A 21,615-nucleotide genomic window follows, 5' to 3' on the forward strand; every position below is an offset into this window, starting at 1 on the left:
GTCACCGGTCAGTCGGCGATACAGACCTCGACCTCACCGAGGCCCGCCGCACGGCACGACGTGCGCAACGAGTGCGGGTTGTAGCGCAGCACGGAGAGCCGCCGGTCGGATCCGTGACCGGCCTCGGCGAAGACCGCACTCGCGGCGGCGATGTGATCGGCGAGTTCCGCCCGCACGGCAGCATCGGACGTCGACACGGCGTTGGTCAGCACCTTCTCCAGCAGTGCTCGGTCCCGATGCAGCGGCGGCGGCATGAGATTGAGTGCCGGAGAAGCGGTCCCGCAGTTCGTCGGGTCGGTCAACGCGTGGGCCGCGGAGACCAGAAGAGCCACCGCGACCAGAGGCGGTCGCCGGTCAGCGGGACCTTCCACGATGCCGACGGCAGAATCCGCGTCGGCGTCGGGTCCGGCGAGCCCCAAGACAGCGAGCGCTTCATCGCGCGGAGACGAAACCCGCTCGGCGCCAACGGCTTCGTCGTGCATCAGCCGAAGCCGCGTCACGATCGCCCGGTGGCGTCGTATGGCGGCGTCGACCTCCCCCAGGAGATCGGCGGTCACCCCGAACTCTGCGGGGTTCTCGGCGAGCACCGCGTACCCGGACAGGACGATCGACTGCTCGATACCGATCGCCTCGACGATCGCCGACGAGGTGAGAAACGTGCGTGCACCACGTCTAGATGCACGCACAGACAATGCGCTGGTCAACTGAACCCCTCCACATAGACCATGAACAGTGACGATCACGAACAGTGACATTCATGAACACCGACGAGGGCCACGATGTGATGCCCCTCGAGTCGACCCCCTACGCCCCGGCACCCCGCGCGATGCCGGCCACCCTGACGCACCGTGAGAATACGCGGAGTCGGGGTAGTTTGTGAGTCGAATGACTGAAACACGGGTATCGCCGCGCGCATAGGGACCAAAGGCCCTGTCCCGGCGCTCGCCCGCCCGCGACCATGTAAGGGGCGAACGGCACAGGAGGGTGCACATGCTGCGATTCCTCGCCCGCGAACTCCACAGCTGGCGTGTCATGCACGCATCGTCGAACGGTCTGGTCCGCCGTGGCGACCGTCTGGAGACCGCAACGCTGGTGATGCTGTGGCTGGCCGCCGCCGCGGGGATGATGATCGCCCTGACCATCGGGGGCGACACCTATGCGGCGCACAAGGCTGCCGCGGAACGTCAAGAACCCCGACATTCGGTGAGCGCGACGATCATTCGCACGCCCGGCCAGGGCAGCGCCCAGAGCGGCGGCGGGGCGGACGCGGACCTCACCACCGTGGCGTGGCAGGACCCGAACGGTCACCGGCTCACCGCCGCCGTCAGCGCCGAGCCGCTCGACTCGGTCGGTCGGGTCCGGGTCGTCTGGCTCGACGACTCCGGCTCGGTGGTGGACCCACCCGTCACCACCACGGACGCCGTGATGGAGGGCCTGATCGCCGGGGCCGCGGTGGGGATGCTCGTCGTGCTCGGCTGGTGGGGCTCGACCGTGCTCGTCCGGATGGTCGCCGATCAGCACCGGTCACGACGCTGGGATGCCGAGTGGCGGCAGTTCGACATCGACAGCCACCCCTGAACCGCTACGGCGCCGGGAGCGGAGCGAGCGGGCCGAAAGAACCCCGCCTCAGCCGCTGACGACCGCCCAGATGACGAACGCCACCCAGGCGACGGCACCGAGGACGTTGACGACCAGCGCCGTCGTCGTGAGGGCATCGCGTCGTCCGCCGGCCCGCGTGATCCCCACGACCGTGAGTACGAGCCCGACGATCGTGCCCAGGCACAGCGGGAAGCCCAGGATACCCACGATCAATCCGGCCAGACCGAACCCGTTCACCTTCTCCGGTTGCTCTGGAACGGGTTGCGCGAGCACGGGTTGCGCGGGAACGGGTTGCGCGGGAACGGGTTGCGGGACGACGCGGTGCGGAGCCGACGGCACGGGACCGGAGTGGCCCCGCACCGGCGAGGTCCCGGCCGGTGTGCGGTGCAACCGCGGCCACTGGTCGGGCCGCAGACCGGCCGGCCCGACGGCCGCGAAGACCGCCCCCGGCTGAACGGCCACGCCCGGCCGGAGGTCGAGACCGTGCAGAGTGCCCGCGACCGGCGCGTCGATCGTCACCCGGCCGGCCGGAGAGTCCGCGGTGGCCAGCGGCTCGCCTGCGCGCACGACCTGCCCGTCACGCACGGAGACACCCGCGATCACCGAGCCGGCCGGCAGCTGCGGGAAGGCGATACGGCGAGCCGACACCTCCGCGCCGACCTTCTGTGTGTCGACGCCCGGGACGACATTGGTCGACCGGAGGAGCCCGCCCTGCGCGACGACGACCTTGGGGTCGCCGATCCGGGCGACGCGACCCACCGCCGACAACGCGGACTGCAGCATCGGAATGCTGCTGGTCCCGCCCGTGACGTAGACGATGACGGGTCCGCCCGGCCCCGTGCCGGCGGCGTCGGCGCGGGCGATCGCATCCCGGGTCAGCTCGACGGCCCGTTCCACGAACGGCCCGATCATCGACTCGAACTCGCGCCGGGTCAGCAGCAACGTGTGCCGGGTGCCGGGGAGTTCGATGACGGCCTGGGCGGTGTCGGACAGTGCTTCCTTCGCCGTCCGCACCCGATCGGCCAGGGCGATCGCGGCCGCCGGGGCGCGGAGTCGGCCCGGGAGGTCGGGATCGAGTTCGGCGGCCTCGTCGTGCACCCAGCGGATCATCCGGGCGTCGAGGTCACGGCCGCCGAGATGGTTGTCGCCACCCGAGCCGGTGACGGTGAACCCGTCGACACCGTCGCGGACGAGGAGCGCCACGTCGCACGTGCCGGCGCCGAAGTCGAAGACGCACATCCGTTCGGCACCGCTGACGTCGTACCCGCGGTAGACGTAATACCAAGCGGCAGCGAGTGATTCGGAGGCTATTCGCAGCGTCTCGGCAGGGATCCCGGCCCGGCCGGCCGCGCGTCGGAGGACGTTCTTGCGCCGCTCGCTCCAGCGGTCGGGATGGGTCAGGACGATCGAGTCGAAGGCAGCCAGTCCGCTGTGGCGCAACGCGATCTGATGCACATGTCGCAGGACGGCGCCGATCAGATCCTCGACCGACCAGAAGCGGTCACCGAGCTCGATCTCGCCGTCGTCGATACGCGACTTCGGGGTGTCCTCGAAGGCGTCGGGGGCCTGCAGCCGCCGCAGCACCGCATCGTGACCGACGACGACGGACCCGTCCCCCGCGAACACCGCCGACGGCATCGCGGGTCCGCCCTGTCCGAGCGGCACGATGACCGGCTCGCCCAGCCCGACCCGGTACGCAGCCGCAGTGTTGCTGGTGCCGAAGTCGATACACAGTCGCCGCCTGCTCTCCTGCGCCACGTGGTCACCTCCTCAGGTGCAAATCGTTGCACACGACACCGGCATTCATCCGGTGGGCGCTCGAAGAACGCGGGCGATCGCCTTGCGCACGTTGTCCACGGCGACGATCTGATTACGCAGATCCGCGGCCGTCTTCTCGCGCTCGGCCGCCGATCTCTTGGACTCCGCCGCGGCGTCGTTGAGGATCTTCGTCGACTCGGCCAGGAGCCGCTCGAGCAGTTCGTCGTAGGCGATCTGCAGATCACCGCTCGCCTGCGCCTTGATCGACTGCAGCTGGGACCGGACGTCGGCCTTCATGTCGTTGACCGCTTTCGTCAACCACTTGCGGTGGTTCTCCTTACCCACCTTCGACGCGCGGAACCCCACCACCACACCCGCCCACACCGGTACCGCGACGACATTGACCACCGGGATGATCGCCAGCGGGCCGCCCGCGGCGACGATGGACAGCAGGATCGGGTCGACCATGTTCTTCCAGGGCGAGATCTTCTCCTGCTCACGGAGCTTGAGTTCGCCGGCACCGCCGGCGATCTGCCCGACGAGCTCCTCGGAGATGGCGGCGTCGGCGAACAGCGCGTCGGCGATCCGCTCGATGCCGGCGACGAACGAGGCGCTCACCTCACGAGCGGCGGCCTCGAGATCGACGGTCATCTGCGCGATCAGCTCCTGACCCGCCCGGTGCGGTTCGTAGAAGCGCAGCTTGTCGATCCGCGTGTTCCACTGGCCGAGCAGCGTGTCGAAGCGATCGCGCATGAGGTCGTCGGTCCGCAGCGAAGCCGCGGTGATGTCCTGTGTGAGGCGCGCCCGCCACTCCCGACGGCGATCCTTGAGACGTTGGAGTCGGTCGCGCTCGGCTTCGATCTCAGCGCGCTCGGCGGGGTTCGCGGTCGCGGCCTTCATCTCCAGGACGAGACGCGTGCGGACGTCGTCGAGGCCGGCGAAGGTCAGCTGCAGCGCGTTGCGCACCGGGGACGTGGCCCCGTCGCGGACCAGCGGTGTCAGGGCGTCGACGAGTTCGGGGACGCCGGAGGCCGCGAGGGCCCGTTCGCGACGGTCGGGGTCGGTGATCGCCGCGGCCTGGGCGGCGATGCGGTTGGAGACGCCGATGATCGGGATGTGGGCGAAGCGGGGGGCGTTGGCGCCGATCAGCTTTCGGTTCTCGGCCACGATCGTCCGCCACTGGCGCATGACGAGGTCGGTCTTGGTGACCACCAGCACCACGGATGCGACCTCTTCGCTGACGCTGCGCAGGAAGTCGAGTTCGGGTGCGCTCAGCGGTGCGGTCGCGTCGCACACCATGACCAGAACCGACGCTCCGCGAGCCGCGCTGACGGCAGCCTCGACGTGTTCGGGGACCAGCGACCCGACACCGGGTGTGTCGACGACGGTGACCCCGGGCAGCACCACGGCGTCGACACCCACGCGTGCCGAGACCGGTGGCACGAGAACCGAATCGATCGGTGTGCCGGGCGCGAGACGTTCCGCGGGGACGCCGGCCGCGTGGCGTCCGCCGACGGTCACCCACTCGGCGAGCTCGGCGGCCGGGATCCGGTGGGCGGCACCGGGGAACTCCACGAGCGCGGTCCCGGCGGGGAGGTCGTCGGTGGCGGGCGTGAACCGGACATAGACCGAGGTGGTGATCTCGGTGTCGACCGGCGCGAGGTCGCCGACCCCGAGGAGGGTGTTGACCAGCGAGCTCTTGCCCCGGCTGACCTCACCGATGACCACCACGGTGCCCTGCGGCGCCGGCCGGTCGCGGACCCGCAGCGCCCGGTCGGCGATCGCGTCCTCACCGTGCTTGCGCAACGCGTCGATCGCGGTGCGCAAGACCGCCTCCGGCGTCGGCGTCGTGGTCTTCGCCGGCGCCTTCACCAATCCCTTGGCCGGCCCGGGTTCGCTGGTGGTCACAGCCTGCTCCTCGTTCACCATCGGTCAGTTGACCCAGAGTCCGCGCCGGACGAGTTGATAGGTCTGCTCGAGTACCAGCAGCGCCTCGCGTTCCGCCGACGTCGCAGCGAACGCGCGCCTCGACCGGCAGTCGGTGGCCCGCGCTCGCGCGGCGTCGGCGATCTGCGGTGGTCCGGCGGTCGGCGGCAGCGACAACAGCACCCGCACATCACGACTCGCGACCACGACATTGAGCTCGCCGACCAGGTCGCTGTCGGGTTGCCACCGCGCGAGGGCCTCGAGTGCGGACACCTCGCGCAACCGGTGCAGGGCCGGTGACGTCTCGGCCTCGTCGATGGCCTCCAGGAAGACGTCGCGGCGCGGGCTGCGGTAGGCGGTCTCGCGCAGCGCCGCCAGGACGGTGCGGGCCTTGAGGATGTCGCCGACGGCGAGGAATCGACGTCCGATCGCCAGCCGCAACTCGTCGATGCCCGAAACCCGGTGCAGCCATTCGCAGTACGCTCGCGCACCCTGCTGTGCGATCTCACCCCCGGCATCCATCGCATAGGTCCCCACGAGCTGCTCGAGCCGGCCCAGTTCATCGACGTCGATGCCCGGCGGAGCGGGCATCCCGCCGTCGAGGATGGTCAGCAACTCCCACGACTCGAGCTGCCCGCGCCGCGAGATCTGCGCGGTCTCACGTTCGGTGACCCCGCAGACCCCGGCCTCGGCCATCAGTCCGGACACCGCGACCACCGCGCCCGCGATCGCCGGGAACCGTCGCCACACCCGGCGCGCGATCTCCTGGGCCTTGAGCATCGGATTGTCGGCGGCGATGAGGTCGGCCTGCGAGATCACCAGGATCGTGTTCTGCGCCGACGCACCGGCCTCGGCGAGAAACGCGACCTCGTCGGCTTTCGGGCCCGCGGCGTCGTCGAGCAGGAAGAGGATGACGTCCGGTCGGGCCAGCCTCCCCTGTCGGCCGAACACCCGACGGGTGGCGATCTCGGCGGTGTCGGTGAATCCGGAGAGGCCGGGGGTGTCGACGACCCGGAAGCGCTCACGCAGCAACCGGGACGGGGTGTGGACGATCGCGTGGTCGATCTCCTCGGGTGGCCGGCCGAGGTCGCCGCGCATGGGGCCGGGGAGTTCGGTGACCGTACCGTCGAGGCCGATCACCTCGACCCGCTGCGGGTTGCCCTCGGTGTACAGCGCGGCGACGCGGGTGCACTCGGCGCGGTCGGTCGGGGCGACGCGGTCGCCCACGAGGGCGTTGAGCAGCGTCGACTTGCCCGAACTGACGCGTCCGACGAGCGCAACGGTCAACGGCTCGGCCAGTTGCGCGCGCAAGGCGGACAGGCCCGCGGTGTCCGGCGACAGCGGGCCGACCTCGTCGAGCAACTGCTCCACGCGGCCACGCACGGTCAAGCGCTGCTCCACGGAATCCGACCTCCCGAGACTTTCGCCGACCGATGGGAACATTCCGGGCTCGGCGACACTCCTAGGGACATGCCGAGAATGTCCCTCGGAGTCGGCGTGCCGACCCCTCGACCGGATGACAGTATCCGTGTCGGGCGCCGCGCGTCGACGAATCCATCGGTACCGATATCGGATGACCGACACACCAGCAGAGGCGGAAGAGCATGACCGACAATCTGGATGAGAACGACTTCGAGGCGTGGCTGCGCGCCGGCGACCCGCCCGACGAGCTGAGCGTGCCCGCCGCCGCGTGGGACGCCGCCGTCGAGACCGCGTTCGATCCGTCATACGAACTCACCACCGACCTGACCGCGGCGCCCGGGCCGGATCCGCTGGACTCCGACGGCGACTCCGAATCCGACCCCGACGTCGGCGGCTTCGACGACCCGCCGGCGGACGACGTGACCGGGGATCACCTGGCATCCGGCCTCGACGAGGACGACGATGTCTTCAGCGGTTCCGAGCATTCTGCGGACGACTCCTTCGACGACGGAGCGCTCGATGACGACTTCTGAGATCGCCCGCATCGAAAACCGCGATGCGCTGCCGTGCCCGGGAGGCGGTCCTACGATGAGCGGGTGCAGTCGTTGATCGACGAATCCTCCTCCGGCGCAGACCTGCTCGAGCTTGCCCGCGCCGGTGACCAGGCGGCCTTCACCACACTCGTCGAACAGCACCGAGACCGATTGTGGGCCATCTGCTTACGCATCACCGGCAACCAGCACGACGCCGAGGACGCGATGCAGGACGCGCTCGTCGCCGCATGGCGCGCGATCGGCAACTTCCGGGGTGACGCACAACTGTCGACCTGGCTGTACCGGATCGGGTCCAACGCCGCGCTCGCCCGCATCCGCAAGCGCACGGACGCCGACGACATCGCCGATCACGACCCGATGAGCCATCTGGACGTCGCGGCGCAGGTCGTGGTGTCCGACCGCATCGCCGACGCGTTGTCGCAGGTGCCGGACGCCTATCGGGCGACCTTCGTGCTGCGCGTCTACGGCGAGTTGAGCTACTCGGAGATCGCCGAGGCGCAGGGCATCGGTCTGCAGACGGTACGCAGTCGCATCTCGCGCGCGCGGTCCATCTTGTCCGAATTGCTTGCGGACCTTCGATAGTCGGGGTTGCGGCCCTGGTCGTCGCCCAGGTGAATGACCTCACCGCGACTTCGGAACGGACGGGAACAAACCCCGGCACGCTCGACTCCAAGCAACCAGAACCGCACACGCCGGCCCCGGCACCCACTCCCGAAAGGACCCCCACCATGAGCACCGAGATCCCCGCCGACGCCGTTCTCATCGACACCGACGGCGACGGAGCCGTCGACGCCGCACTCACCGATGTCGACGGTGACGGCACCACCGACGCCATCCTCGACACCGACGGCGACGGCCAGGCCGACTCCATCGCCTACGACACCGACGCCGACGGCGAGATCGACGTCATCGAAGCCGACACCGACGCCGACGGTCTCACCGACATCGCGGTGGCCGACACCGACGGTGACGGCACCTTCGACACCGCCGTCGACGACGAGGGCAACGTCGAGGTCGGCGACTTCGGCAGCATCGACGGCGGCGACGCCGTCTGACCCCACCCCCCCCCGATCCATAGCCCGAAGCCGCGGTACACGCGGCTTCGGGCTATAAAACGGTGTGGGAACGATCGGTGGAATCGAATTCGCGGTACCGGTCTGGGCGACCGCCACCGCGCTGGTCCTGGTGCTGGTGGTCTCGTGGATGTTCGGCGTCGTCGCGCGATGGTTGCTGCGTAGGCGCGCTCGGCTCGACGCGACCACGGCGATGGTCCTGTCGATCCTCGGCACCGCGCTCGGTCTCTACATCGCCGGCCTCGTCGACAAACATCTCCGGGTGTGGAGCGTGACAACGGTCGTGCTGGGACTGATCAGCTCGGTCGTCGCGGTGGGGGCCTATGGTCTACTCGCCGCACGGTTACAGCGGCAATCCAATGCCACAGTCGCCCAACTGCTCTCCGACGGCGAGTCCGATCGGCTCGAGTTCAAGTCCACCGCCCGGGTGAACCTGCGGAGCGGCGAGAAGGACCCGCGGATGGAGCAGGTGATCGTCAAGACGGTCTCGGCGTTCCTCAACTCCGACGGCGGGACCCTGCTCATCGGTGTCGCCGACGACGGCACACCCCTCGGGCTCGACCCCGACTTCGCGACGTTGAAGGTGCCCGACGCCGACCGCTTCGAGCTCTGGCTGCGCGATCTCCTGACCACCACGCTCGGGCAGAACACGGCGGCGGCCGTCGGGATCACCGTCGAATCGGTCGCCCGGCCCGGGGAGTCGGGAACGGTCCCGGTGTGCCGCGTGACGTGTTCGCCGTCGCCGCGTCCGGTCTATCTGCGGGCCGGCAAGAACAACCCGCCCGAGTTCTGGGTTCGCGCAGGCAACTCCACCCGCCAGCTCACCGTCGATGCCGCCGCCGACTACGTCATGCACCGCTGGCCCCTCGGCGCCGGGCGCGCGATCGCCGCCCAGATCCGCGCTGCCATCCGCTTCTCAGCCGGATGAGCGAAAATCTCGTCCACCTGAGCAGCCCCCAAGGGCAGATTGCCCTCCGGCACCCATGAGATGGACGAGAAATCGCGAACATCGGCCGAACCGGATGAAACCGGGTGGCCCTCCGCTGCGTCAAAGCAGGCATGAGCTCCGACTGTGGCGTCTTCAGGCTGAACGAACTGACCGCGATGGGCTGGACGGCGGACGGCATCAAGCAAGCCCGGCGCGCCGGGAGGCTGACCTCGCTCGGTTACGGGTGGGTTCGCGCATCCGGCGCCGACTCGAGTGCGGTCGCGGCGGTGAGCGCCGGAGGCGCGCTGTCCTGCGTCAGCGCGCTGCGTTTTCATCAGGCGCACGGCAACCCCGGGATCTGGATTCCGCCGGGCCACAGCGAGACCCATGTCCGCCTGAGCAAGCACATGAAGTCCACGCCACGGCCCAGCGGTCCGTTCCGCTGGTGCCAGGGATTCGGACAACCGTTGCCGGTGCGGACGGCCGTCGATCCGATCCCGTTGGCGATCGGCTGCGCGGCACGGTGTCTCGCGGCGGAGGAGTGGATCGCCGTCGTCGACTCGATTCTCAACACCACCGAGTGGACGATCCCGGACATCCAAGCCGACATGGGGCGCGTCGCACGGACGGTGGCGGCGATGTTCGAGCGGTGCGATGCACGTTCGCAGTCGGGGACCGAGTCGGTCGCCCGGTTACGGCTCGTCGCCGCCGGGTTCGGCGTGCAGGTCCAACCGTCGATCGGCGGTCGCGAACACGCGGATCTGCGGACCGGGTCGTTGCTCATCGAGTGCGACGGGCGCTCCTACCACTCCGACGCGGACGCGTTCCGCAACGACCGCCGACGCGATCGGAAGACGATGATCCACAGGTGGATGACCATGCGACTGACCTACGACGACGTCCTCTACGGGTGGGACGAGGTCCTCGAAGAGATCCGCGCGGTGACCCGCCCTGACCGGCACCGGATCCGACGACGCGCAGACACAAGACACACGGACCCTTCGTGACGGCCCTCCGCAAGCTCCGGGCCTCCTCAGGGAGCGGGCGAGACGGCCCTCCGCAAGCCCCGGGCCTCCTCAGGGTGCGGCGGGTGAACATCGTCGAATAAGGACCGTAACTGTCCGCATCTCCTGAGAGGCTGGTGTCACACCACAACCCAGGAGGAACCGTGAACTGGACACTCGAGCTCGTCATCCTGCCCGTCAGCGACGTCGACCGCGCGAAGGACTTCTACTCGAAGATCGGCTTCAACGTCGACCACGACCACGTCGTCTCCGACGAGATCCGCTTCGTCCAGATCACCCCGCCCGGCTCGGCCTGTTCGATCGCCTTCGGCAAGGGACTCACCGACGCCGAGCCCGGGTCGGTGAAGGGACTGCAGATCGTCGTCACCGACATCAACGAGGCTCGCGAACAACTGCTCGCGGCGGGCGTCGACCCCGGCGAGGTCGACGAGCAGGCCTGGGGTCACTTCGTGTACTTCGACGATCCGGACGGCAATTCCTGGTCTGTGCAGTACATGCCGTACCGCCAGAACTGAGCCCGCCGACCCGGAGTGGCTACCGTGGGATATGCGCTCCCCCATCGAGGACTACCTCGAACGTGTCCTGCACGAATGCCGCGACGACGACGGCGGTGAGGTGGCGGCGGGCAATCGCGAACTCGAACATGCAGATCCGTCGTCGTTCGGGATCGCGATGGCAACGATCGACGGCACCGTGTACACCGCCGGGGACGCCGACCACGAGTTCTCCCTGCAGTCCATCTCCAAGGTCCCGGCCTACGCGCTCGCACTTCGGGACCGAGGGCTCGACACGGTGCTCGAACGCGTCGACACCGAACCGTCGGGCGATGCGTTCAACGAGATCTCACTCGAGGCGGAGACCGGGCGGCCACGGAATGCCCTCATCAACGCGGGCGCGGTCGCCGTCCACGGGCTGATCGACGGCACCGACGCGACCGACCGGACCGACCGCGTCATCGCTCTCGTCAGCACCCTCGCCGGCCGCCGCGTCACGGTCGACAAGGACGTCCACCGCGCCGAACTCGCCTCCGACGACCACAACACGGCCCTGGCCTATTTGCTGCGGTCGGCAGGCAAACTCGATTGCGAACCCGATGAGGTCGTCGACGGTTACGCCGCCCAGTGCTCCATTCGGGTCTCCTGCCGCGACCTCGCGGTGATGGGCTCCGTACTCGCCAACGGCGGGCTGTCGACGGGCGACGACGAGCGCCTGATCGAAGGCTGGATCACCCGGCACGTCCTGTCGGTCATGGCCACCTGCGGCATGTACGACGGCAGCGGCAGCTGGATGGCGACCGTCGGGATCCCCGCGAAAAGCGGTGTCAGCGGCGCGATCCTGGGCGTGCTGCCCGGTCAGGTCGGGCTCGCGGTGTGGTCGCCGCGGCTCGACGAGCAGGGCAACAGCGTGCGCGGCGTCGCGGTCTTCGAGCGTCTGTCCCGCGACATGGAACTGCACATGATGCACGTGGCCCCCACCGGTCGGCCCGCGCTGCGATCGGTGACCGAACGCGACGGCGCGACCGTCGTCGAACTACAGGGCGATGTGCGCTTCGCGGGAGCGGAGATCGTCGCCAGCCGCGCCTGCGAGGGCTTCGACACCGAGTCGGTGGTTCTCGACCTGACCCACGTCCGGGTGATGGACGACGCCGCCCGCCGGCTGATCGACGAGGTCGCCCGGCGACTCGGGGACGACTACGACGTGCGCATCGAGGACCCGAGCGATCTCATGGACCCCGATGACGCGGCGAACCCGGACACCTGACGCCCGGCCTCGCCGAGACCGGCTGCGCTCAGCTCACGTCGCTTCGCCAGCGGCGGGATCCCGAACCAGCGTTTGCAACTCCGGGTCAGCGTGCTCTGCTCGGAGTACCCGATCTGACGTGCCACCGCGGACAGCGGGACACCCCGATTCGCGAGCAGCGAGACGGCGAGGTCGCGGCGAGCGTCGTCGACGAGTTGCTCGAAGGTCGCGCCGTCGTCGGCCAGACCCCGCTGCACCGCGCGGGGATGCATCATGAGCAGCTTCGACACCGCGTCGAGCGTGGCGGCGCCTGCGGGGACTGCGCGCACGATCAGCGCTGAGACCGCGTCGACGAACGCCGTCTCCCGGTCGTGTCCGGTCATGAACCGGATGGCCACGTCGTAGGCCAGGGGGTCCACCCGCCGCAGCGTCTGGTGCATCACCCCGCGCGGGAACACCACCAGGTTGGCCGGGGCCTCGAAGTCGACCGGACAACCGAAGTACTCGGCGTACACCCGCGGCTCCGACATGGCAGGGTGCGCCAGCGTGATGCGATTGGCTCGGAACTCGTGTCCGAGTGTCATACGGAACGTCGAGCGGGTGACGCCCATCGCGAGTTCGACGACGTGCGGGCGGTACGGCACCCGCTGGAGCACCGTGTCGAATTCGTAGGCGACCTCCCGCTCGCCGTAGTGCATCTGCGCGGTGATGGCCGGGCTGTAGACGTGCGCGAAGGCGGAGATCTGCTGGAAGGAATCGCCGACGGTCTCGGCGTTGCGGGCCGCGATGGCGACCGGACCGAGGATGTCCGGGTCCTGCCGGGCGGCCAGCCGGAGCCCGAAGTCGGGCACACCGAACTCGGCGGCGCACAGGCCGATGATCGTGGACAACGCGGTGAACGGGATGAAGCGGTCATAGGCGCCGACCACAGCCGGGTCGACGCCGACGCGGGCCAGCATCGCGCGGGCGTCGCCGTCGTGCTCCTCGATCAGTTCTGGCAGCTGACTGAGTGACGACGCGCAGATCAGATCGGCCATGGCATCAACTGTCAAATAGTCGTCATGAGATGTCAAGAAATTCGGGACTGTCCGGAGTGATCATGGACACACACGGCCGGACGCTCGACGGCTGACACAGCAAGGAGTACGAGATGACCACCATCGAATCCGTTCGCACGAGTTTCTACATCGACGGCGGCTGGCGCGCGCCGTCCGGCTCGGCCACGATCCCGGTCATCTCGCCGCTGACCGAGGCACAGTTCGGTTCGGTACCCGCGGGGACCACCGACGACGTCGACGCGGCAGTCGCGGCCGCCCGCAATGCCTTCCGGTCGTCGGGCTGGCGTGACCTCACGCCTGCCGACCGCGCAGCGCACCTGCGCCGGTTCGCCGACGAGCTCGACAAGCGTGCCGAGGACCGCGCATCGGCGGTGACCTCCGAGAACGGCATGCCCATCGCGCTGGCACGTTTCGCCGAGGGCGCCGCCCCGGTCCAGTTGCTGCGCTACTACGCCGACCTCGTCGAGTCCACCCCGGTGGAGGAGACACGCACCAGCCAGCCGCTGCCCGGCTCGACGATCGTGCGCCGCGAGGCCATCGGCGTCGTCGGGGCGATCGCGCCGTGGAACTTCCCCGCGATCCTCTCGATGTTCAAGATCGCTCCCGCGCTGGCCGCCGGCTGCACCGTGGTCCTCAAGCCCTCCCCCGAGACGAGCCTCGACGCCTACGTCCTCGCCGAGGCGGCCATCGCCGCCGAACTGCCCGCCGGCGTCCTCAACATCGTCAACGGCGGCAGCGAGATCGGCCGCCACCTGGTGTCGCACCCGCACGTCGACAAGGTCGCGTTCACCGGCTCGACCCCGGCCGGTCGCGAGATCGGCCGTGTCTGTGGCGAACTCATCCGCCCGGTGACCCTCGAACTCGGCGGCAAGTCCGCCGCCCTGGTGCTCGACGACGCCGACCTGGAGCAGACCGTCGGCGGCCTCGCCACCGCCTCGCTGCTCAACACCGGCCAGACCTGCTACATGTCCACCCGAATCCTGGTGCCCGGCAGCCGCTATGACGAGTACCTCGACGCCATCAGTGCGATGTGCGCGTCGCTGCCGGTCGGCGACCCGATGGACGAGTCCGTGGCGGTGGGTCCGCTCGCCAGTGGTCGGCACCGCGACCGCGTGCTGGCGATGATCAACAGCGCTCGCGAGGAGGGCGGCACCATCACCACCGGCGGCAGCCGACCGTCCGATCTGGACCGCGGGTTCTTCGTCGAGCCCACCGTCTTCGGCGGCGTGGACAACTCGGCCACCATCGCCCGCGAGGAGGTCTTCGGACCGGTGCTCACCGTCCTGCGCTACGACGACCTCGACGATGCCATCGGCCTGGCCAACGACTCGTCGTACGGGCTCGGCGGAACGGTGTGGACATCGGACCCGGACCGCGGCGTCGACGTCGCCCGCCGCGTCGAGACCGGCTCGTTCGGCGTCAACTACTTCAACCTCGACTGGGGTTCGCCGTTCGGCGGCGTGAAGGCCAGCGGGATCGGCCGTGAACTCGGCCCCGAGGGGTTGGCCGCCTACCAGAACCTGAAGTCGATCTTCCTGCCGGGCTGAGCACTCCTTTCCCCGCATATCTCTTCTCACAACACCTCTTCCACATCACTTTTCAAGGAGGCGATCGGCCATGTCCGATGCCGGAGTCACCGCTGCGAAAGCACTGGTGAACGACACCCTCGCCCTGCTCGACCGGCTCACGCCCGCCGACTGGGCGGCCGACAGCGCGTGCCACGGATGGCGCGTCCACGACGTCGTCACCCACATGGGATTCTTCTTCAACTTCATCGCCGACCCCAACCTGGTCTTTCCCGACAATCCGAGCGGAAAGTCCGAGCGGCTCAACGACGCCGCGGTGCGCGAGCGCGCCGACTGGACGCCGGAGCAGGCCGTCGAGTACTACCACGCGCAGTCCGAGGCCGGCCTCGCCACCCTGGCGGCGCTGCAGGGTGAGGACGTGCGGGACCAGCCGCTGGACATGATGGACCTGGGCACCTATCGGCTCAGTCAGCTCAGCGACGCCGTCGCCTTCGACCACCTGGTGCACCTCACCAGCGATCTCCTGCAACCCTTCGGGCCGGTGGATTCGTCCGAGGTGTCGGTGAGCGCCGCCATCGATCCCGCCATCGACTGGATGATCGCCGGTCTGCCGCAGATGAACGGGACCGCACTGTATCCCACGCTCGAGCGGCCCATCGGGCTGCGTCTCACCGGCGTCACGGACCGCTCGTTCGTCCTCGATCGGGACCCCGCGGGCACGATCGTCACCGTGCGCGAGACCGCCGGCCTGCCGGCCGATGTCGCCACCTCCTCGGCCACCGACTTCCTGCGCTGGGCCACCACCCGCAGCGCCTGGCGGTCAGCGGTCACCATCGACGGCGACCGGCACCACGTCGCCGCCGTCCTCGACGCCGTCGACATCGTCTGACCGTCACCCCCCAGCGCAACCTCTCGACCAGAACGGAGTACACCCATGTCCCAGTACCTGAAGGACAAGGTCATCGTCATCACCGGCGCCGGTAGCGGCTTCGGCAAGCTCATCGCGGAGAAGACCGCGGCCGCCGGCGCGCATGTCGTCGGGGTCGACGTCAACGCCGACAACGTCAACACCGTCGTCGAGGGCATCCGCGCAGCAGGCGGGTCGGCGCTGGCCCAGGTCGCCGACGTCACCGACATGGAGCAGGTCGCCGCAGCGGCGACGGCCGCCGTCGAGAAGTTCGGCGCCATCGACGTTCTCGTCAACAACGCAGGCGTGATGCCGCTGGCGTACTTCGCCGATCACGCCCGGGCCTGGCAGAAATGGCACGCCGCCATCGACATCAACATCAAGGGCGTCGTCAACGGCATCTCCGCGGTGTACGACCAGATGATCGCCCAGGGTCGCGGACAGGTCGTCAACATCTCGTCGATCTACGGCAACGCCGGCATCGAGGGATCGGGTGTGTACAGCGCCACCAAGGCCGCCGTCACCACCATCTCGGACTCGCTGCGCATCGAGGCCAAGGGCAAGATCAAGGTCACCACCGTCAAGCCGACCGGCATCACCGGCACCAACCTCGCCAGCTGGATCGTCAACGACACCGCGATCATGGGCCTCGTCGGTCAGCGCGCAGCCTCCTACGGCGAGCACGTCACCGCCCTCATGAACGACGACCTCCCCGCCGAACTCACCGACGTCGACTCCATCAACTACTGGCTGATCAAGCCCGACGACCTCGCCGACGCCGTCGTCCACGTCATCGATCAGCCCTGGGGCATCAGTCTGTCCGACGTGACCGTGCGCGCCAGCGGCGAGGACTACCTGTACTAGATGTAAGACCCGGGCAGGTTGTGAACGTGTAGGCGTTCGATCGGGGTGAGTCCGCCGATACCGCTGTGGGCTCGGTGGTGATTGTAGTGGTGCAGCCAGTCGTCGTAGGTGGCTGTGCGGGCGGTCTCTGAGCTGTAGAACTCGGCGTAGGCCCATTCCGAGGCCAGGGTGCGATTGAAGCGCTCGACCTTGCCGTTGGTTTGCGGACGGTAGGGACGGGTCTTCTTGTGCTTGATCTCGACGCCGAGAGATTCCGCGAAAACCTTTGATCGGTAACACGATCCGTTGTCGGTCATCACTCGCCGCACGGTGATGCCGTGCCCTTGGAAGAAGGCCATCGCCCGGTCCCAGAACTGCGCGGCGGTCTCTTTGCGTTCGTCGGTGAGGATCTCCGAGTACGCCAGCCGGGAATGGTCATCGACGGCGTGGTGCAAGTACGCGTACCCCGGGCGGTGTTTCTTGTTGTGCCGGTTGCCGATCGTACGCCCGAGTTTGCGGTGCCCACCGCCTTCAGGGATGCGGCCGAGCTTCTTGATGTCGACGTGGATCAGGTCGCCGGGAGCGTCGTGTTCGTAGCGGCGTGGCGGGGTCCGGCGTACCGGAAGACCGGTGGCCTGATCCAAGTGACGCAACAGCGGCATCCGATACCGGCGCAACACCGCCTCAACGGTCGATCTCGCCAGCCGCAGGTGTGCGGCGATACGTGCAGCGCCCCAGCGGCGGACAAACCGCAGCTTGATGATTCGACGTTCACGGCGCACCGCAAGTCGGGTGGGTGAGCGGCGGGGGCGGCTGGAGTGATCTGCCATGCCGGCCTCACCGGTCTGCCGGTAGCGGTCAGCCCACTTCTTGGCGGTCGCGGTGGAGCAGTTGAATCGTTCCGCGGCTCGTCGCAGAGGCCAACCCTGGTCGACGACGCACTGAGCCAGGGCCAGACGGCCACGTTCGGTGAGAAAAGCATTACGGTGGGTCATGAGGGCCTCTTGGTGATCGGCGTGTGTGTGGTAACCACATCGATACCGGAGGCCCTCACCTGTTGACCGGAACCACGCCGTTCACAACCTCCCCAAGAGTTACAACTAGATCGACCCACCCCACTCATGCACGAGGAGTGTTGATGTACCCCGGAGCCCACCTCTCCACCCGCCCGCACGACCCCGCGGTCATCATGGCCGAGTCCGGGGAGACGGTCACGTTCACACAGTTGGAGACCCGGTCCATCCAGGTCGCCCGGGCCCTGGCCGATCGCGGCCTGCGCCCGGGCGACCACCTCGCGGTACTCGCCACGAACACCGCCCGGATCTTCGACATCTACTGGGCGGCAATGCGTTCAGGCCTCTACCTGACCATGGTGAACTGGCACCTCACCCCGGCCGAGAGCGCCTACATCGTGACCGACTGCGGGGCCAAGGCACTGATCGTCGACGCGGTTCTCGACGACCTCGGTGCCGAGCTCATCCCGCTCACCCCCGGTGTCGAGACGCGTTTCGCCTACTCCGGGCCGATCGAGGGTCACGACGACCTCGACGCCGCCGCGTCGGCGCAGCCGACCACACCGCCGGTGGATCAACCGCGGGGCGCGGACATGCTCTATTCCTCGGGCACCACCGGCCGCCCCAAGGGCATCAAGCCCGAGCTGCCCAACCGGCAGATCGACGAGCCCGGCGACACCATGACAGCGATGAACGCCTCGGTGTGGGGCGTCGGACCCGACACGGTGTACCTGTCGCCCGCGCCGCTGTATCACGCTGCGCCGCTTCGGACCTGCGCATCGGTGCAGGCACTCGGCGGCACCGTCGTCGTGATGGAGCGGTTCGACGCGGAACGCGCGCTCGCGCTGATCGAGGAGCATCGCGTCACCTACAGCCAGTGGGTGCCGACGATGTTCGTCCGCATGCTCCGCCTGCCCGAGGAGGTGCGCGCGCGGTACGACACCTCGAGCCTGAAGGTCGCGGTGCACGCCGCAGCACCGTGTCCGGTCGACGTCAAGCGGGCCATGATCGACTGGTGGGGGCCGATCCTCTCCGAATACTACTCGTCCACCGAACTCAACGGTCTCACCATCGTCGACACACCGGAGTGGCTCGAACATCCGGGGACGGTGGGGCGGGCGGTGCTGGGCACGATCCGGGTCTGTGACGCCACCGGCGCCGAGGTGCCCGCCGGCACCATCGGCACGATCTACTTCGAGCGGGACACGCTTCCGTTCGAGTATCACAACGATCCCGAGAAGACCCGCGCCGCACAGCATCCCGACCACCCCACGTGGACGACGACCGGCGACGTCGGATATGTCGACGACGAGGGTCACCTGTTCCTCACCGATCGGGACTCGTTCCTGATCATCTCGGGCGGGGTGAACATCTATCCGCGGGAGATCGAGGACGCGCTGCTCGCCCACCCGGCGGTGCTCGACGCCGCGGTCATCGGCGTGCCCGACCCCGATCTCGGCGAGCGGGTGACGGCCGTCGTGCAACCCGTCGAGGGCCGGAGCGGGGACGATGATCTCGCCGACGCGCTCCTGGACCATCTGCGCCCGCGGATCGCGAAGTTCAAGCTGCCCCGCGAGGTGATCTTCCGGGACACGTTGCCGCGCACGCCGACCGGGAAGCTGGTCAAGCGCAAGCTCTAGGCGGAATCCACGCACCGTGTCATCCGGCCGGTCCTAGACTGGCCGGATGTCCGGGAGATGGTTCCGCTGGTTCCTGATCGCAACGCTTGCGGCGATGGCGCTCGCCGGTGCCGCGCCACCAGCGGCCCGCGCCGCGCCCGGCACCGGCGGCCCGGTCGTCGAGTCGTCGGACATCGCCACCGAATGTGCGGGCAAGCCCGTCCGGGTCTCGGCCCGCTGGTACTTCCCACCCGGGCAGCCATCGGCGCTCGTCTGGCTGCAGCACGGATTCTCCCGCACCGCGGCCAACCTCGACCGCGTGGCCCGCGCGTACGCCGATGACGGGTTCCTGGTCGTGAGCCCGACGCTGGACTCGGTCAACCTCGGCGGGTGCGCGGTCGCGTACAACATCGCCGACAACGCGGCCTTCGCCCGGACCATCGGCGGAGTCTTCGGGTCGGGGCGCGACCTCGACAGCCCGCTGGCGAACAGCCTTGTGCGAGCGCGAGCCGCCGCCGGACGGACCGACGTCACGATGCCCTACCGGATGATCTTCTCGGGACATTCGGCCGGCGGCGAGTTCGTCGTGGTGGCCGCCGACGCGCTCCGCCGCGCCGACCCGGTCGCCTACCGCCGGCTCGCCGGGCTCATGCTGTTCGACCCCGTGAACTCGTTCTTCGGCGTCAACTTCGCCTCCGCCGCAGCATCTCTCGGCGCCGATCGGCTTCCGATCCGAGTGATCGCGTCGCAGCCGTCGGCCTCCAACAACTTCGGGCAGGGTGTGGCCGTCCTCCAACGGACGACGCGGCAGACGTTCCTCGGCTCGCGGCTGGTCACCGGGATCCACATCGACGCCGAAGGCGAGTCGACCGATCTGATCGGCGAACTGTCCGAACTGGCCGTCCCGCGTCCCCGCAACGGCCGGGTCCTCCGGACCTTGGCCACCGGCTGGTCGTCGGACATGGTGGCTGACGCCGTCACCGCGACCTACTACCCCGGCGGCCGCTACTACGACCTGTTGCTGGACACCCGCACCATCACCACACTTGCCGTGCGCTGACATCCCTCTCTAGTGGGGCTCTTCCGCCGTCCGCGAGTCGGTCAGGGTCAGGGCACCCCATCCGGCGATCAGACCGACGACCACCGCAAGAGCCGCATACGTGATCCGCTCCCCGGTGAAGAACGACGCGACCAGATCGCTGCTCCACACCCCGGCCGGCAGGGTCGCAGTCACGAGCACCGCGATGAGGGTGCCCACCACAGCCGTCCCCACGCTCGTCCCCACCTCCTGGGCGGTGTCGTTCAGCGCGGCGCCGATCGAGGTCCGGTTCTCGGGCATCGCGTCGACGAGGGCGACCGCGCAGATCGTCATGACCGTGCGCAGACCGATCGTGAGGGTGACCATGAACAGCGCGATGGCGAGGTAGCCGTGCTCGACGCCCCAGGCCAGGCCGGCCAGGGAGCCGGCGAGCAGCACTGCGCCGACGAGACACGCGATCCGGTGACCGAACTTCTTCGCCAGACCCTCCGAGATCGGTGTCGCCGCGATCATGGTGACGATCATCGGGAGGTTCGCGAGTCCGGCCTTCACCGGGCTCCACCCGTAGGCGTACTGGAAATGCAGGATCAGTCCGAACATGACACCGGCCATCGCGATCGAGGTCCCGATCTGGGCGATCGCGGCGCCGCGCACCGTGCCGGACGTGAAGATCGAGAGGTCGAGCATCGGCTGTGCGGTGCGACGTTCGTGCCAGACGAAGGCGACGAGGGCGAGGACGGCACCGAGCGCGCATCCCACCGTGACGATCGACGCCCATCCGTGCTCGACTCCGCTGGTCAGCGCATAGCAGGCCAGACCGATCGTCGTGATGCTCAGGACCGCGCCCGGCAGGTCGAGGGCGTCACCGGTCAGACCCTCGGGGCGGTCGGCCGCCACGCCGAGCCGCACCCCGATCCATGCGAGGAGCGCGATCGGGGCATTGACGACCAGCAGCCACTCCCAACTCACGTGGGCGAGCGCGGTCCCGCCGAGTACCGGCCCCAGGATGAAGCCGCTCATCCCGACGATGATCATCAGCGTCATCGCACGCATCCGCAGTTCGTCCGCGTCGAACAGGCGGAACACCAGGGAGTTGGTGATCGGCGCCATGGCTGCGGCGCAGACACCGAGGGCGGCACGCAGGGCGATCAGCTCCCCCGCGGAGTGCACGGCGATCGCCAACAGGCTCAACAGCCCGAACGCGGCGAGCCCGACGAGCAGGACCCGGCGTCGGCCCAGGCGGTCGGCAGCCGAACCCGCGGTGAGGAGCAGCCCGCCGAACGTCAGCGAGTAGGCGCCGGTGACCCACTGCAGGGCGGTCGTACCACTACCGAGATCACGGCCGATCGTCGGCAGAGCGATCGTGAGCAGCGTGTTGTCGACCATCTCCACGAAGAAGGCCAGACACAGGGCGGCGAGGGGAATCCATGCGGCACGCAGGGATGTATACGACCGGGCCGGGGACGACTGAAGCATCGGGATCATCTCCGCACCTCCTTTCATCGAACGTTGTTCGGTTATCGAACATGGTTCGAGACTAGAACGTTGTTCGAGTCGGAGCAAGTGCGTGTCCCGCGGTGTGATG

20 protein-coding genes are annotated in these 21,615 nt (G+C 68.7%); 13 read left to right on the forward strand and 7 right to left on the reverse strand.

The genetic code is table 11. The features are described from left to right. Window positions 1-8 precede the first annotated feature (8 nt). A complete protein-coding gene (locus AB4Z55_RS22045) occupies window positions 9-686 on the reverse strand; it encodes a hypothetical protein (protein ID WP_369521047.1) in 678 nt (225 codons plus the stop codon). A gap of 304 nt (window positions 687-990) precedes the next feature. Between AB4Z55_RS22045 and AB4Z55_RS22050 the strand changes: the two genes are divergently transcribed. Beyond that, window positions 991-1,578, forward strand: coding sequence for a hypothetical protein (locus AB4Z55_RS22050; protein WP_369520543.1), 588 nt, complete (start codon window positions 991-993; stop codon window positions 1,576-1,578). Window positions 1,579-1,626: 48 nt separating this feature from the next. Here AB4Z55_RS22050 and AB4Z55_RS22055 read toward each other — a convergent pair whose 3' ends face one another. The 3 genes from AB4Z55_RS22055 to AB4Z55_RS22065 are packed head-to-tail and all read right to left on the reverse strand — an operon-like array spanning window position 1,627 to window position 6,684. Then, entirely contained in the window at window positions 1,627-3,357 is a 1,731-nt protein-coding gene (locus AB4Z55_RS22055) for an Hsp70 family protein (RefSeq protein WP_369520544.1), read from the reverse strand. Window positions 3,358-3,402: 45 nt separating this feature from the next. Further along, window positions 3,403-5,286: a dynamin family protein gene (locus AB4Z55_RS22060; protein WP_369520545.1), complete on the reverse strand. Its 1,884-nt coding sequence runs from the start codon at window positions 5,284-5,286 to the stop codon at window positions 3,403-3,405. Window positions 5,287-5,289: 3 nt separating this feature from the next. Then, a complete protein-coding gene (locus tag AB4Z55_RS22065; protein WP_369520546.1) occupies window positions 5,290-6,684 on the reverse strand; it encodes a dynamin family protein in 1,395 nt (464 codons plus the stop codon). A 203-nt stretch (window positions 6,685-6,887) separates the two neighbouring features. Here AB4Z55_RS22065 and AB4Z55_RS22070 point away from each other — a divergent pair, with 203 nt between their 5' ends. From AB4Z55_RS22070 to glsA, 7 genes are all read left to right on the forward strand, one after another. Further along, window positions 6,888-7,238, forward strand: coding sequence for a hypothetical protein (locus AB4Z55_RS22070; RefSeq protein WP_369520547.1), 351 nt, complete (start codon window positions 6,888-6,890; stop codon window positions 7,236-7,238). Window positions 7,239-7,301: 63 nt separating this feature from the next. Continuing rightward, window positions 7,302-7,841 (forward strand): RNA polymerase sigma factor, encoded by a 540-nt coding sequence (locus AB4Z55_RS22075; RefSeq protein ID WP_239399851.1) that lies wholly within the window; start codon window positions 7,302-7,304, stop codon window positions 7,839-7,841. 146 nt (window positions 7,842-7,987) lie between these two features. Then, complete coding sequence (locus tag AB4Z55_RS22080) at window positions 7,988-8,314, forward strand: hypothetical protein (protein WP_004021206.1); 327 nt, start codon at window positions 7,988-7,990, stop codon at window positions 8,312-8,314. A 64-nt stretch (window positions 8,315-8,378) separates the two neighbouring features. After that, complete coding sequence (locus AB4Z55_RS22085; RefSeq protein WP_369520548.1) at window positions 8,379-9,260, forward strand: helix-turn-helix domain-containing protein; 882 nt, start codon at window positions 8,379-8,381, stop codon at window positions 9,258-9,260. Window positions 9,261-9,391: 131 nt separating this feature from the next. Continuing rightward, window positions 9,392-10,267, forward strand: coding sequence for an endonuclease domain-containing protein (locus tag AB4Z55_RS22090; protein WP_369520549.1), 876 nt, complete (start codon window positions 9,392-9,394; stop codon window positions 10,265-10,267). 161 nt (window positions 10,268-10,428) lie between these two features. Continuing rightward, window positions 10,429-10,800 (forward strand): VOC family protein, encoded by a 372-nt coding sequence (locus tag AB4Z55_RS22095; protein WP_064569555.1) that lies wholly within the window; start codon window positions 10,429-10,431, stop codon window positions 10,798-10,800. A gap of 31 nt (window positions 10,801-10,831) precedes the next feature. Beyond that, window positions 10,832-12,046, forward strand: coding sequence for a glutaminase A (gene glsA / locus AB4Z55_RS22100; protein WP_369520550.1), 1,215 nt, complete (start codon window positions 10,832-10,834; stop codon window positions 12,044-12,046). Here glsA and AB4Z55_RS22105 read toward each other — a convergent pair. Further along, the gene (locus tag AB4Z55_RS22105; protein WP_369520551.1) at window positions 11,977-13,062 is read right to left on the reverse strand and encodes an AraC family transcriptional regulator; all 1,086 of its coding nucleotides are present in this window, start codon (window positions 13,060-13,062) and stop codon (window positions 11,977-11,979) included. The genes glsA and AB4Z55_RS22105 overlap by 70 nt on opposite strands. Window positions 13,063-13,175: 113 nt before the next feature. On the opposite strand from AB4Z55_RS22105, the gene AB4Z55_RS22110 reads away from it, so the two are divergent. The 3 genes from AB4Z55_RS22110 (at window position 13,176) to AB4Z55_RS22120 (ending at window position 16,380) form a co-directional block, all read left to right on the forward strand. Then, entirely contained in the window at window positions 13,176-14,630 is a 1,455-nt protein-coding gene (locus AB4Z55_RS22110; protein ID WP_369520552.1) for an aldehyde dehydrogenase, read from the forward strand. A 70-nt stretch (window positions 14,631-14,700) separates the two neighbouring features. Beyond that, entirely contained in the window at window positions 14,701-15,498 is a 798-nt protein-coding gene (locus AB4Z55_RS22115) for a maleylpyruvate isomerase family mycothiol-dependent enzyme (protein ID WP_369520553.1), read from the forward strand. Window positions 15,499-15,543: 45 nt separating this feature from the next. After that, window positions 15,544-16,380: an SDR family oxidoreductase gene (locus AB4Z55_RS22120; protein ID WP_369520554.1), complete on the forward strand. Its 837-nt coding sequence runs from the start codon at window positions 15,544-15,546 to the stop codon at window positions 16,378-16,380. Here the strand turns inward: AB4Z55_RS22120 and AB4Z55_RS22125 are convergent. Next, complete coding sequence (locus AB4Z55_RS22125) at window positions 16,377-17,354, reverse strand: IS481 family transposase (RefSeq protein ID WP_369520555.1); 978 nt, start codon at window positions 17,352-17,354, stop codon at window positions 16,377-16,379. The genes AB4Z55_RS22120 and AB4Z55_RS22125 overlap by 4 nt on opposite strands. Before the next feature lie 143 nt (window positions 17,355-17,497). On the opposite strand from AB4Z55_RS22125, the gene AB4Z55_RS22130 reads away from it, so the two are divergent. After that, complete coding sequence (locus tag AB4Z55_RS22130; RefSeq protein WP_369520556.1) at window positions 17,498-19,012, forward strand: acyl-CoA synthetase; 1,515 nt, start codon at window positions 17,498-17,500, stop codon at window positions 19,010-19,012. Window positions 19,013-19,058: 46 nt separating this feature from the next. Continuing rightward, window positions 19,059-20,051, forward strand: coding sequence for an alpha/beta hydrolase (locus AB4Z55_RS22135; RefSeq protein ID WP_369520557.1), 993 nt, complete (start codon window positions 19,059-19,061; stop codon window positions 20,049-20,051). Window positions 20,052-20,060: 9 nt separating this feature from the next. Here AB4Z55_RS22135 and AB4Z55_RS22140 read toward each other — a convergent pair whose 3' ends face one another. Then, the gene (locus tag AB4Z55_RS22140) at window positions 20,061-21,515 is read right to left on the reverse strand and encodes an MFS transporter (RefSeq protein WP_369520558.1); all 1,455 of its coding nucleotides are present in this window, start codon (window positions 21,513-21,515) and stop codon (window positions 20,061-20,063) included. Window positions 21,516-21,615 lie beyond the last annotated feature (100 nt).

It is taken from the genome of Gordonia sp. ABKF26, from assembly GCF_041103195.1.
Taxonomy (GTDB): domain Bacteria; phylum Actinomycetota; class Actinomycetes; order Mycobacteriales; family Mycobacteriaceae; genus Gordonia; species Gordonia terrae.

Excerpts from the sequence above, each read along its gene's own strand:
- AB4Z55_RS22050 (WP_369520543.1), top strand. The coding sequence starts at position 991 with ATGCTGCGATTCCTCGCCCGCGAACTCCACAGCTGGCGTGTCATGCAC.
- AB4Z55_RS22060 (WP_369520545.1), bottom strand. The coding sequence starts at position 5,286 with ATGGTGAACGAGGAGCAGGCTGTGACCACCAGCGAACCCGGGCCGGCC.
- AB4Z55_RS22070 (WP_369520547.1), top strand. The coding sequence starts at position 6,888 with ATGACCGACAATCTGGATGAGAACGACTTCGAGGCGTGGCTGCGCGCC.
- AB4Z55_RS22080 (WP_004021206.1), top strand. The coding sequence starts at position 7,988 with ATGAGCACCGAGATCCCCGCCGACGCCGTTCTCATCGACACCGACGGC.
- AB4Z55_RS22090 (WP_369520549.1), top strand. The coding sequence starts at position 9,392 with ATGAGCTCCGACTGTGGCGTCTTCAGGCTGAACGAACTGACCGCGATG.
- glsA (WP_369520550.1), top strand. The coding sequence starts at position 10,832 with ATGCGCTCCCCCATCGAGGACTACCTCGAACGTGTCCTGCACGAATGC.
- AB4Z55_RS22105 (WP_369520551.1), bottom strand. The coding sequence starts at position 13,062 with ATGGCCGATCTGATCTGCGCGTCGTCACTCAGTCAGCTGCCAGAACTG.
- AB4Z55_RS22110 (WP_369520552.1), top strand. The coding sequence starts at position 13,176 with ATGACCACCATCGAATCCGTTCGCACGAGTTTCTACATCGACGGCGGC.
- AB4Z55_RS22115 (WP_369520553.1), top strand. The coding sequence starts at position 14,701 with ATGTCCGATGCCGGAGTCACCGCTGCGAAAGCACTGGTGAACGACACC.
- AB4Z55_RS22120 (WP_369520554.1), top strand. The coding sequence starts at position 15,544 with ATGTCCCAGTACCTGAAGGACAAGGTCATCGTCATCACCGGCGCCGGT.
- AB4Z55_RS22125 (WP_369520555.1), bottom strand. The coding sequence starts at position 17,354 with ATGACCCACCGTAATGCTTTTCTCACCGAACGTGGCCGTCTGGCCCTG.
- AB4Z55_RS22130 (WP_369520556.1), top strand. The coding sequence starts at position 17,498 with ATGTACCCCGGAGCCCACCTCTCCACCCGCCCGCACGACCCCGCGGTC.
- AB4Z55_RS22135 (WP_369520557.1), top strand. The coding sequence starts at position 19,059 with ATGTCCGGGAGATGGTTCCGCTGGTTCCTGATCGCAACGCTTGCGGCG.
- AB4Z55_RS22140 (WP_369520558.1), bottom strand. The coding sequence starts at position 21,515 with ATGATCCCGATGCTTCAGTCGTCCCCGGCCCGGTCGTATACATCCCTG.